The organism is Candidatus Acididesulfobacter guangdongensis (assembly GCA_004195045.1).
Taxonomy (GTDB): domain Bacteria; phylum SZUA-79; class SZUA-79; order Acidulodesulfobacterales; family Acidulodesulfobacteraceae; genus Acididesulfobacter; species Acididesulfobacter guangdongensis.
Window position 1 is genome coordinate 15300 of the sequence record SGBC01000003.1, and the last position, 13023, is coordinate 28322.

The window sequence follows — 13023 nt, forward strand, 5'->3', positions numbered from 1 at the left end:
AGTAATATAATGGCGATGATAAACCGGGCGCATAACTCAGGGGTAGAGTGCTACCTTCACACGGTAGAAGCCGGCGGTTCGAGACCGTCTGCGCCCACCACTTAAAAACCTTGTAAATCCTTTTTTTCACCGACGGAAAAGTCAGGTCGTTACTTTTTATTAAAATAGATATTCTATATTAGTATTTTATGTTATATTATATGAAAAGGTAAATTATAACCAAAAAGTGTCTTAATTTACTCCAACAATATGGGGGTTAGACCATTGATAATTTCATAGGAAGTATACTGCACTCATTTGTCAAGACCGATTTTTTATTTTCTTACTTCCTTTTTTTTAATTCTTTTTCATTATCATTTTAATTATAATTAAATTTATTATTTTTAATTTATTATTTTTAATTTGCTAATTTTTTAATCTTTTTTCATTATTTTTCTTATTAGCTAATAAGAAAAAATTTTAACAGATTTTTGTAATTATTGTAATGCGGAAGTTCAATTTTAAAAAAGCTGTCTTAATTTATGGGTTTCTTATAATTTTAAGCGAAATAAACGAAAAATAATAAAATAAAAGATAGAGGAATACTAATTGTGAAAAAATTATTATTAGCTTTTATTTTTATATTTATATTTTCAACGCGAGCTTTTTCTTTCGGCATTTTCAACATCCCTTACAATAAATCCGATTCTAACTTTAACAAATTAGCCATGCGGGTTTATAACTCAAACGCTCCATATATTTACACTTACGGAGCCTATACCTATAATGCAATACCGATAACAACGACTATGTCCGGTTGTAAGCTGATAAGCATAATAAGACAAACGCAGGGCTTTCCCAAGCCTGCATACTGGGCTATTGAAAATTATAAGATTTGCAGCGGTAATATCTCCGAAGTCAAAAATACCAATCCGGCAGGTTGGAATAACTTGCCAAACGGAATAAAATCTGTTATAAATAACGTAATAGCGGAGGCAAGACAATACGGCAAGGCTGCCGCTAATTATTACGGATACAGAGTTATAGGGAAGGCGCAGGCCTATAACGGCAATGCGGTTTATATATATGTGTTAAACGGGATAAAATTAGAGGCGATGATGAAATTCTAATTAAAAACACAATAACCCTAAAAATTAATAAAAAATAAAATAAATTTGTGAACAGAAATTTTTAATGTCCGAATAGCAAAAAAGATTATATAATTTTAAAAAAAGGAGCCGAATCAATGAGAAAAATGACTGAAGACGATTTAAAATCCGCTTTTGCAGGGGAATCGCAAGCCCACATAAAATATTTAATATTTGCAGAAGTTGCGGAAAAAGAAAATAAGCCTAATCTTGCCAGATTATTAAGAGCCATAGCGCATGCTGAATTTATTCACGCAAAAAATCATTTCAGAGCTCTGGGTAATATTAAAAAATCAGATGAAAATCTCGTAAACGCGTATAACGGCGAAGATTATGAAGTAGAAGAAATGTATCCAGTATTTAACAATACAGCTAAATTCCAAAATGAAAAACAGGCTGAAATTTCAACTCATTTTGCCTTAGAGACTGAAAAAATACACAGGGACATTTACAGTAAGGCGATAGAATTAAATAAACAGGATAAAGATTTTACGGACCAGCATATTTTTATTTGTCCTGTATGCGGTCATACGCATTTAGGCGATGAAGCGCCTGATAAGTGCCCTATATGCGGAAGTCCAAAGGATAAATATATAAAATTTTAACTGTAATTGTATAAGTTAACCATAATTGTATAAGTTAACTGTAATTGTATAGTTTAATTATTTTAATCAGTTTAATTAGTTAAGATAAAATTGGTGAAAATTTAAAAGTTAAATAAAATTAAATTAAGTTAAATTAAATTAAATTAATAATTAAAGCGAACAATATTTAAAACCTGCTAAAATCATTTATAAAATAAAAGGAAGCTTCAACTTTTACTTTTACTTTATTAGATAAAGCGAATTATTCAGGTTCGTTTATTGATTTTATTAATAAATAGCCCGCTATATATAACCGGAGCCAGCCACAACGACATAAAAACAGATATCAGCAGTCCGCCCATAACGGCAATGGAAAGGGGTTTGAGAAGATCTGTGCCCCTTCCAATGCCTATTGCTAAAGGTAAAAAACCAAAAATATCCGCAAGCATAGTCATTAATATCGGGCGAAGCCGCTCCCGAGCCGCAAGGAAAACAGATGAAGGGCCTGGAGACGACGCGGCTGCGCCGCTAATTTGCCTTGACCTTGCGAAAATAAGAATTGCATTATTTGTAGAAATAGCAAAAACTAAAAGAATACCCATAAATGCAGTGCTGTCAAGTTCTATACCTGCAATTAACAAAGCGGCAAGCGCGCCTGCCGCCGAAAGCGCAATTGCTGTCATTGATGCAATTGCAGCACGCTGGCTTGCAAACTGAAAACCAAAAAAAACAAACATAAGGAAAAGCGCAAACACAAGCATTATAGCCATCTGTTTAAAACTCTTTACCTGAGTACGGTAATAGCCTCCCATAACAGCGGTAACCGATGGCGGGAGATGCATAGAACTTATAATGGAGCGGGCTTTAGCCGCGCCTTCTGCAAGACCTTCCCCTTTAACAGGCTGAATAAAAATGTAGGCATAAGGAGCCATATCCTGACGCGTTACAAAAGGAACCGCTTTTTTAATTTTTATATTAGAAATATAGTTTAATCTGGTGTGTGTTCCATTTCTTAGAGTAAAAGGCCACTTTTTTAAATCTGATAACGTGACTGATTTCTTTTTAAGAAATACGCGAATAGGTAAGACCTGTTCGCCATAAAGCATAAATCCGGCATTTTGTCCCCATAGCAGTCTTTTAATTTTATCTGCGATAACCGGCGGCGATAAACCGTAAGCAGCGGCAAACTCAGATGGAACAATAGTAACTTCCGGTCCTGCCGAAGGCGATTTGAAGTTAACATATTGAAAATGCCGGGTTCCCCTTCAGCCGCCGCTTCCAGAGGAGCGGCTACCTTAACTAGCATAAATTTTACAGGCAGTCTGTCGCTATGAACCAAAACAGAAATCCTAGGAAAATTTACATCTGGAAAAATGCTTTGAGGCATGCTGTTAATATAAATCCATCCGATGCCTATAATCATTAAAGACAACAGAATTACCGAAAATTTGTTTTTTAAAAGAAAATTAAGATACCTGTTTAATGTCTTATCTCCACTAAAATACCGGATATATAATGAACCAATAAATTAAGACAGCTTTTTAAAAATTAAACTTCCGTATTACAATAATCATAAAAATATGTTAAAATTTACTATTATTAGCTAATATGAAAAATAATAAAAAGATTAAAAAATTAGCAGTTAAAAATAATAAATTTAACTATAATCAAGATGAAATTGCAGCAATTTTTTACACTCTAAAGTTGAGAATACTTTATTTTTATTTCTTTTTTGGTATCTTAATTAATAATCTTAATAATCTTCGCTAATCCTAATAATGCCGATAATCTTAAAAAGTTATAAACGCGGTTTGGAATTAGCAAACAGCAAAGGAGAATAGAATAATGACGACATTAAATGAACAAATAAAATCAGACTTTTTAATCGCCAGAAAAAATAACGATAGTACAAAAAAGAATATACTTACTATGATCCTCAGCGACGCGCTAAAACTCACAAAAGAGAAGAATCACGGCGACACTGTAAGCGATGACGATATTATCAAAATAATAAAATCATGGATCAAAAAAACTGAGCAGTCTATCGAAATATTGACAGCCGGCAACAAAGATATATCGGAGCCCTCTAAAGAAAAAGAGATACTCTTATCGTATATTCCGAAAACATGGTCTAATGAAGAAACCAAATCGCATATAGAACGGATTTCAAAAGAAAAAAACAGCAAAGAAATAAGCGTTATAATGAAAGAGCTTAAAGCTAATTACAATGGTTTGTACGACAATAAAATTGCATCCGAACTTATAAAAAGCTTATAGCTTAAACTCTATACGCAGGCAAATTTATTTAAGCTAATTAATATTTAACCTTAATCCTGCAATAGAAAATATTTATAAATCCTGCAATAGAAAATATTTATACATTTCTTTGCTCGGTTAAGCAACATATATGGAAAAGGTGTCAGATTTTATTTTTTTGCATATGGAGTAGCTCAATTAACAAAGAAAATATTTGCAAAAAATAGATCTGACACCTTTTCCTTTAACCGGTAAAAATCGGGTTTTTGTTTTTACGTGGAATGGAATTAATATTTAATAATATAATCGTAATCTAGCAGTTTTTTTGCTATCATGGTATTGCTTAAAAATATAAACTTATTATAAAAAGAACTATCGTCTTTAAAATTGTAAAAGTATCCCACTGATTCAATCATATTAAGCATTTGAATGTTTTTAAATATCAGCGGCTCCGCAACGGTATTTAATCTGTTATCTAATAAAAAAATATCTACCGCATCGTCCAGCAGAGTTAGTCCGGCAGCTACCCTCAAAGCTTCTGCCTGTCTGTTTGAAATTATAACGGCAATTTTTTTCATTCTATCTTTTTCATTCTATTGCGGTATCAATAAAACTATAGTATTAATAAAAAAATCCGGAACAACTTGAAACTGTTTAATGTATAGGATATTAATACAATTGTGTTAATAAAACAAAAAATAGCTGAAAAATCAAGACTTTTTAATTATTTTATTTTTATCTGTGACGTAAACAAGTTTTGGTGTAAATCCAGAAACCTCTTCGTCGTTGTATAAAGCGAATGTAGCAATGATAATCAGATCGTTAATCTGCACAAGTCTCGACGCAGCCCCGTTAACTATAATGTCACCGGAATTTTTCGGAGCTACAATGGCATATGTGTCAAATCTGCTGCCGTTGTTGACGTCCCATACGCTTACTTTTTCATACGGCAGTATATTAGCTTCGTCCATTAATCCTTTGTCTATTGAAATTGAACCCTCATATTCAAGATTAGCATCGGTAATTCTGACCCTGTGGATTTTTGATTTTAAAAGGAATCTCTGCATTTATATATTATTTTGTTTATTTTATATTGTATGTTATGAGTATGTTATGCGTAGCGCTGCGATATTTTTAATTATTTATTGCAAATAGTTTTTATATTAATAAGATTTATATTGTATTTATATTTAAGCAAGAAATTGTTAATAGCTTTTATGTTAATAAGATTTATATTATATTTACAATTAAGCGGAAATACGAACAAGATTTAAAACTTTCTGAATATAATAAAATTTTTTTTAAGTGTTTCCTCGTCTTCGGTATAAGTATTATTCGGTCCGTAATAACTAAAAGAATTCTTAAATTTATTCTTAAAATATTTAAATATAAGATACAATAAAAAATAATTTAAAAACGGTATTAAAAATAATACGGCCAAAGCATCCGTCAAGAAACCGGGCATTAAAAACAACAGCCCCGCTATAAAAAAAGATGCTGTTTTCAATAAATTTTTTGATGGAGATTTACCGTTGCTGAAATCTATTAATGAGTTCTGAAACGAATTGCTTTTTATTTTTTTAGATATTATATAGCCTATAATGCTAAATCCTATTAAAAGCAAAAAAGCGTAAAAGAACCCTATTCTGAAAGCAACTTCAACAAAAATGTATACTTCAACAAATATATAAATTAAGGCTATAAAAAAAAACTTTGCAATAATTCCCATAATTATTAATTGTATATTTTTTTTGTTATTAAGTCAAATTTAAGGAACTGCCTTAGTCCTGTAATAGAAAATATTTATGCATTTCTTTGCTCGGTTAAGAAAAGATAACTTTCTATTGCAGGATTAAGGAACTGTTTTGCTCTATGCCGCATATATCCGTATTTGCAAGATTTGTTAAAATTTTGCTATTTACAAAATATAATAATTATGTAATATATAATAATGTATGATTAATATGTAATATATAATAACTTAATTAAATAATAGGCGGCGAACGGTATTGCAGTGCTCTTAATATTGCAATGCGTTTCTGCTGTTATCTTGCTTGTTATTCATTGCTTGTTGTTTATCGTTTATTGTTTATTATTTATTGTCTATTGTCGTTTATTAACTGTTAGTTGCTATTTATCATTATTGTTCATTTATTTGAATTATCTGCCGGTTATTTTAGGCAGTTATTTTATTCCATATAATAATTTTTAAGATTTAATTCAAAAGGAGAAATTAAATTATGTTTTTTAAGAATTTGTCTTTAAAATCAAAGTTTACTTTTATAATGGTAATAGTTGGATTTATAGCCAACGTAACAGTGGCGGTTGGCGCTTTTTATTTTATACAGCATTTTAAGGAAAAAACATTGATGCATGAAGCGAAAATGATATTGTACTCAGAAAAAGCATCAAGGGATTACACTTCTCAAACTCTTAGACCGGCGGTGCTGGGAGCAACGCCTAAATTTGTCATGCAGGCTGAGTCTGCCACATTTGTATCTTTAGGTATAGCTAAAATATTAAATAAATTTATGCCTGATTATGTTTACTCCGAACCTACATTAAATCCTTTAAACTTGAAAAACAAAGCAGACAAATTTCAGTCTGAGATTATACAGAAGTTCAAGGCAGACCCGTCTATCAAATCTATAAACGGTTTTCATGATTTCAAAGGACATTCTTATTTTTACGTCATGGAACCTGTGGTTGTAAGATCCGGCTGCATGCTGTGCCACGGCAATCCGCAGGATGCACCTAAAGCTATTGTTGCTAAATACGGCAGTACGCACGGTTTTCACTGGAAAATAGGTCATATTGTAGGGGCTCTGAGTGTAATTATACCGACAAGAGATATTAACAGAACGGCATTAAAAAACGCTATATTAATTGCAGTCGCAATTTTTGTATTGCCTTTCATTGCTCTTATAATAGCTTTATTTTTTATTAATAAATTTATTATTAAACCGATTCATGAAATGACTAAATTAGCTGAAGACGTATCTACCGGAAAATCCAATGAAGATTTTACCGTGAAAAGCAATGATGAGATAGGAGCTCTTGCAAAATCCTTCAATAGGCTTAAAAAGAGTTATATAAAAGCTGTTGAAATGTTGGCCGATAAAAATAGAAAAGAATAAAATCAAAAATTATTACTTAAATGAATTGAAAATTTTTTTATTTAAGATATAATTTAACTGTGCGATGAAGATTAATTTATTGCAACTTCTTAATTATTTTCTTGAATATTCTTGATTATCCTTAATTGCTCTTAGTTGCTCTTAGTTGCTTTTAGTTAGTTGTTCTTAATTATTCTTCATAATTAAATTAATAGTCTGAGAGTTTTATCTTGCCTAATTCTTGAGATTTAAATTTTGCCATTTGTTTTAATATTTAATCTTACTTATAAAAGGTGCAGAAATGGATATTTACGAAAGAAATGACGGTGTTTTTTTAATTTTCGACGATAAAATTGTTGAAAATTTCAGTATTAAAAAAAAGAAGAATATATATTCTAAATTAAAAGACAAAAAAAAATATTCATCTGTGCTTAATAATCTTCATATTACTGCAGATGAAGACAGTAAACTTCATAATAGAAGGAAAATAGCCAAAACATTCAACCCCTCATTAGGCGGTATTCTGCTAATAAAAAATGAAAAAATACGTGAATTGGAAGACGATGCGCTGCTTGACGAATTTGACAAATTGTGCAGACTTATAGAAAATGATTACGGTTTGAATATTTTTAACTATATGCTGAATGAAATTTATGAAGAAAAAAAGCAGGAAAAATATTTTGAAATAGAAACTTTTAATTACAATTTTATATCGCATAGAACGGTAAAAAGTAATTTGGCATCAGATTTTGTGAAAGAACTGAATAATTTTATAGAAGAGAATTTTTTTAAAAATATTAAAGAAAATATTAAAGAAAATATTAAAGAAAATACTAAAAAAACAGATACTAAAAATAAAGATAAAGATAAAGAAAAATATGCAAAAAAAGATGAAAAAGCCGAAACAGAGACCGCAAAAAATGGTGCAGAATTAAAATTAAAATCTGCCGCAAAGCTGCAGAGTTCCGCAAAACTCCAGACAATGTCCAGGACAAAGCCGGAACCTGAAATAATGGCTAAAACAATAAAAACCCCCGAAGCAAATATGCAGACAGAGTTTAAGAAAAAATCAGAGCCTGAAACATTGTTAGAAACAACGAATACCGCCGCTGCAGAAAATACCGGACTAAAAGTTTTAACGGATATTCACTCCGAAATCGACTTAATATCTCTAAGCTGGAGTTCGCTAAGTCCTAGAGATACTGCGCCCGTTCTTGAAGAAGGCACTCCCGTCGAAATTAATAATTCAAGCTGGATAAGAATGTATTTTCAAAAGCCCAGGGTAAGAAAGGTGGTATGGAGACTTAGGGATAAACCGGATGCCGATAATTTAAAACCGCTGCTAAGGGTATATGCAGACGGAAACATGCTGTGGTATGAGACACTGGATTCCGTTGCCGGCGATAAATATATAATTCTTTCGGAAGAGATTGAACTGTCAAGAGTGTGGGCAGAAATAGGCTATGTTGACGAAAAAAATGAATTTATATTTATCGCAAGAACTCCGGTGTGGCCTCCAGAGTGTCTGTTTAAATCTTCCCCAGTTAGATATTCTCTAAAAAAATCATTAAATAATAAAATATGTCTTATAGGCGCAACGGAAAATCTGCCTGAGCAGAATAATATAGAAAATACAGCGTTTACATCGTCAGGAGGCGGATTCTACGGAATTAATAAATAAGTGTCCTCCTTGCAATAAAATAAGATGATAATTAAGATAAGAATTTAAGATAAGAATCAAGATAAGAATTTAAGATAAGAATCAAGGTAAGAATTAATGTAAGAATAACAGGGCGAAATAATAAAATAAATAGAAATAATATGAGGAGTGAGATGATATTATCATGACTGCAGAAAAATCTAAGTGGGTACCCGTTTTACATTTTCATCTTCCTTTCGTAAGACATCCTGAAATGCCTAAATATTTAGAAGAAGAATGGTATTTTGAAGCCGTAACTGAAACATATTTGCCGTTATTGGAAGCCTTTGACAATCTTGAGAGAGACGGCATAGATTATAATCTGACCATTTCTTTAACGCCGACTCTTTTAACGATGATGGCTGACCCGCTGCTTTCTGAGAGGCTGCTCAATTATGTCGATGCGAGGGTAAAGGTTCTTGACGAAGAAGCATTTAGAACCCAGACCGACCCTGATTTTCATCCAGTAACATTATTTTACAGGGAAAGATATAAGAACTGGGCTAGCAAGCTGAATAATGGCGGCGGACAGTATTTAATAAACCAGCTGCTAAAACATAACAAACTTGGTCACGTCAAAATAATAACTTCTGCAGCAACGCACGGCTTTTTATTATTTATGGTCGGCGAACCGGAAACTATAATTGCTCAAATACAGGTAGGTGTTGAAACCCACGAAAAATTGCTTGGAATTAAACCTTCTGGGATATGGCTGCCGGAATGCGGCTATACTGCAGGTTTTGATGCTATTTTAAGCAGATACGGAATATTTTATACATTCTTAGACCAGCACGGAATAGAAATGGCTTCACCTGAACCGCCAAACGGATGTTTTTCGCCTGTCGTTACGCCTTTTGGGCTTGTAGCTTTCGGAAGAGACCCTGAAAGTTCAAGACAGGTCTGGTCAAGTAAAGAAGGGTATCCTGGAACCCCTATTTATAGAGAATTTTATAGAGATATCGGATTTGATCTTGATCTGCCCCATCTGACTCCGTTAAAGCATGGAAGTATTAAGACGTTTACCGGATTGAAATATTATGCCATTACCGGAACCGGAACTTATAAAGAAGCCTATAGACCCGGCGCCGCAAAGAGAAAAGCCTTGGAACATGCCGAGCAGTTCGTATATAACAGAGTATTGCAGGGAAATTATTTAAAAAATGCCATAGGTGAACCGCCTGTTATAGTTTCTATGTATGATGCCGAATTGTTCGGACACTGGTGGTTTGAAGGTCCGTGGTGGCTGGAATCTGTTTTCAGAAAGTTAAATAACAACGGCAATATAGAATCTGCATCTGCAGAAGATATATCTAAAGAAACTCTTTCTAAAGTAAAATCTAAAGATGGTATTCTTTATAGCCCGGCAGAGCAGGTATGGATTGCTCAACCTGCCACTTCTACATGGGGAGGCGGAGGTTATAGCGAAGTCTGGCTAAACGGTAAAAACGATGAAATCCAGCAATTTTTATCGGATGCGGCAATAGAATTAATAGATATATGCAAAAACAGATATCATGAGGTAATTTACGGCGAAGCGCTTAATCAGGCTGCCAGAGAATTAATGCTGGCAGAATCCAGCGACTGGCCGTTTCTGCTTTCTACCGGACAGGCTGTAAGCTACTCGGAAAGGCGTGTTAAAGCGCACTTGATAAGAGCAGGAAAATGCATATCTATGGCAATAGGAGCCGAGCCGTTTGACCAACAATGGTTTGATGATATATGCTATAAAGACAATATATTTCCGTGGATTAACGCTAAAGAACTTTATGGCAAAGATGTTTGTTAAAAAGATGTTTGTTAAAAAGACGTTTGTTAATTTATAATAGATATATTTAGGGAAAAGGTGTCTGACACCTTTTTCTTTCGCTATTGCAGGATTAAAGATATAATAATAATACAACAAATATTAATACAATAATATACACAATAATAATACAATAACAACAATAAAATAACGCGGTATATATAATATATATAATATTACGGAGGCGTACGGATTTAAATTTATAAGTAATAATTATATGTTTAAACTGACGGTGTTAACTGATTAATGAACCTAATTTTATGGTGGCATATGCATCAGCCTGATTACAGAACTCATGATAATGAATTTATGCTCCCGTGGGTTTATCTTCATGCTATAAAAGATTATATAGATATGCCTCTAAACATCATGTCCGTGGAGGGTATTAAGGCAAATATAAATATAACGCCGGTGCTGATTGACCAGTGGCAGGACTATAATTTCCAATTGGAGTCAGCCTTACGGGAAAAAAACGCGCAAAAAATTGAAAATCTTCTGCCTGATAAATTTCTTAAGCCTTTAGCTATCGATAAACTTACGGATGAATGGCGAATGTGGATGGTAAAATATTATAAATGGGCAAACAAAGAAAGGATGATCGAAAGATTTGAGCCGTACAAAAGGTTAGTTGAACTTTCGTTGGACGACTATAAGCTGCATTATTTGAACGATTCATATTATTTTGATCTGACGGTGTGGTTTCATCTTGCATGGTGCGGAGAGTGGATTAAAAGATATGACCCTGTGATAAGACAACTGATAAATAAGGAATACGGATATACATATCACGATAGAATGCTCTTATTAAACAGGATATCCGAATGGCTGAAATACGGACTGTCTTTATACGGGCAGCCTTATATAAGAGGAGCAGAAACCTCTCCGCCGCATCCCGATTATCCTCATCTGCTGATAGATAAAACTATATTGAGCGATCTCTCTAAAAAAAAGAAGGGAGAATATGAAGTTACTTTCACGCCTTTTTATCATCCGATATTGCCGCTTTTGCTCGATATTAACGCGGGAAGCGTCATTGCGCAAATCACGGGAATACAATACGAATCGGTCGAATTAAACGCATATCCCGATGGATTAATGAGCGCAAAGGAAAATATAAAAAGAATTGATAATTATTATAGAAAGAACGGTAAACTTTTTAATATAAAAGCAGTTTGGCCTTCTGAAGGTGCCGTATCGGCTGAAACGCTCAATTTATTTGCGGAAGAGAAAATTGATTTTTGCGCAAGCGGCGAAGAAGTATTAAGCAATTCTCTAGGGGTTGATGTTCATAAACCTGTTTCGATGGAAGGTCGCAATATAATCCCGCTTTATAAAATTTATAAATGGAAAAATTCATCCATGAAAATGGTATTTAGAGATTCCGGCTTGTCGGATATTATTGGTTTTACGTATGCCAAATGGAGAGGCGACGATGCCGCAAACGATTTTGTAAACAGGCTCAAAGAAATAGACATGGCTGACAAAAATGCAGTCGTTTCAATAATTATGGACGGTGAAAATGCATGGGAATATTATTTTGAAAATGGATTCTATTTTTTGAAAGATTTATATGAATTGTTTGCGCAAACTAACGAAATTAATATGCTTACGGCAAAAGACGCTTTTGAAGCGGAGGGAACACTAATTTTAGATAGTATTTACCCCGGTTCATGGGTTAACGGAAACTTGCAGATGTGGGTAGGAGAAAAGCAAAAAAATTGTGCATGGAAGCTTCTTGCAAATGCAAAACAAGAATTTTTGGAATGGAAAAAACACGTAAAAAATGAAACTAAAATTAAAAAAGTTGAGGAACAGATATCAAAGAGCGAAGGATCAGACTGGTTCTGGTGGCTTGGCGAGGATAATCCGCTGCTGTCCCAATCAATGATGGAAAAAGTTTTCAGACAGCATCTAAAAAGCGTTTATATTCTGATGGATAAGAATCCGCCTGCTATTTTAGATGATACTTTAGTTACTTCAAAAGTTATTTCAAATATAAATATCGCAGAAATGGGAGGAATTATGAAGAGGGGGAAATCGTAATTGACAAATTTTTTATTAGGTTTTCACTGTCATCAGCCTGTGGGCAATTTTGAATCCGTATTAAAAGAGGTGCATAGCAAATCTTACAGTCCGCTTATAAGAACCCTTTTAAGATACGATTCCTGCAAATTTTGTCTGCATATATCCGGTTATCTGCTTGAATGGATTGTTAAGAATGACCCCGAACTGATAAAGCTCATAAGAGAAGGCGCTGCTCATAACAAGGTTGAAATGCTAGGCGGTGGCTATTATGAACCGATACTGGCGTCCATTCCTCTAAGCGACAGAATGAAACAGCTTGAAATGTTAAATAAAGCAATTAAAAAATATTTTGGCGTTTATCCTAAAGGCGCATGGATTACCGAAAGAATCTGGCAGCCGGATATCATTGAAT

11 protein-coding genes and 1 tRNA gene are annotated in these 13023 nt (G+C 33.3%); 8 read left to right on the forward strand and 4 right to left on the reverse strand.

Annotation, left to right across the window (positions count from 1 at the left end; translation table 11 throughout):
• The first annotated feature begins 25 nt into the window (after window positions 1–25).
• The 3 genes from EVJ46_06505 to EVJ46_06515 all read left to right on the forward strand — a co-directional run bounded on the left by EVJ46_06505 (window position 26) and on the right by EVJ46_06515 (window position 1732).
• Window positions 26–100, forward strand: a tRNA-Val gene (locus EVJ46_06505).
• Between the two features lie 490 nt (window positions 101–590).
• Entirely contained in the window at window positions 591–1109 is a 519-nt protein-coding gene (locus EVJ46_06510; GenBank protein ID RZD15847.1) for a hypothetical protein, read from the forward strand.
• Between the two features lie 116 nt (window positions 1110–1225).
• The gene (locus tag EVJ46_06515; protein RZD15848.1) at window positions 1226–1732 is read left to right on the forward strand and encodes a rubrerythrin family protein; all 507 of its coding nucleotides are present in this window, start codon (window positions 1226–1228) and stop codon (window positions 1730–1732) included.
• A 245-nt stretch (window positions 1733–1977) separates the two neighbouring features.
• Here the strand turns inward: EVJ46_06515 and EVJ46_06520 are convergent, their stop codons facing one another.
• Window positions 1978–2913, reverse strand: coding sequence for an efflux RND transporter permease subunit (locus tag EVJ46_06520; protein RZD15849.1), 936 nt, complete (start codon window positions 2911–2913; stop codon window positions 1978–1980).
• A 643-nt stretch (window positions 2914–3556) separates the two neighbouring features.
• Between EVJ46_06520 and EVJ46_06525 the strand changes: the two genes are divergently transcribed.
• The gene (locus EVJ46_06525) at window positions 3557–3988 is read left to right on the forward strand and encodes a hypothetical protein (GenBank protein RZD15850.1); all 432 of its coding nucleotides are present in this window, start codon (window positions 3557–3559) and stop codon (window positions 3986–3988) included.
• 266 nt (window positions 3989–4254) lie between these two features.
• Here EVJ46_06525 and EVJ46_06530 read toward each other — a convergent pair whose 3' ends face one another.
• From EVJ46_06530 to EVJ46_06540, 3 genes are all read right to left on the reverse strand, one after another.
• The gene (locus EVJ46_06530; protein ID RZD15851.1) at window positions 4255–4545 is read right to left on the reverse strand and encodes a hypothetical protein; all 291 of its coding nucleotides are present in this window, start codon (window positions 4543–4545) and stop codon (window positions 4255–4257) included.
• Window positions 4546–4677: 132 nt separating this feature from the next.
• Window positions 4678–5034, reverse strand: coding sequence for an aspartate 1-decarboxylase (locus EVJ46_06535; protein ID RZD15852.1), 357 nt, complete (start codon window positions 5032–5034; stop codon window positions 4678–4680).
• Window positions 5035–5237: 203 nt separating this feature from the next.
• Window positions 5238–5696 (reverse strand): FxsA family protein, encoded by a 459-nt coding sequence (locus EVJ46_06540; GenBank protein RZD15853.1) that lies wholly within the window; start codon window positions 5694–5696, stop codon window positions 5238–5240.
• A gap of 511 nt (window positions 5697–6207) precedes the next feature.
• Here EVJ46_06540 and EVJ46_06545 point away from each other — a divergent pair.
• The 4 genes from EVJ46_06545 to EVJ46_06560 all read left to right on the forward strand — a co-directional run bounded on the left by EVJ46_06545 (window position 6208) and on the right by EVJ46_06560 (window position 12629).
• Window positions 6208–7104 carry a DUF3365 domain-containing protein gene (locus tag EVJ46_06545; protein ID RZD15854.1) on the forward strand — a complete coding sequence of 299 codons (897 nt, stop codon included), beginning with the start codon at window positions 6208–6210 and terminating at the stop codon, window positions 7102–7104.
• 280 nt (window positions 7105–7384) lie between these two features.
• Window positions 7385–8764, forward strand: coding sequence for a hypothetical protein (locus tag EVJ46_06550; GenBank protein ID RZD15855.1), 1380 nt, complete (start codon window positions 7385–7387; stop codon window positions 8762–8764).
• Window positions 8765–8927: 163 nt separating this feature from the next.
• Window positions 8928–10568 (forward strand): DUF1957 domain-containing protein, encoded by a 1641-nt coding sequence (locus EVJ46_06555; protein ID RZD15856.1) that lies wholly within the window; start codon window positions 8928–8930, stop codon window positions 10566–10568.
• 264 nt (window positions 10569–10832) lie between these two features.
• A complete protein-coding gene (locus tag EVJ46_06560) occupies window positions 10833–12629 on the forward strand; it encodes a hypothetical protein (GenBank protein ID RZD15857.1) in 1797 nt (598 codons plus the stop codon).
• Window positions 12630–13023: the final 394 nt, after the last annotated feature.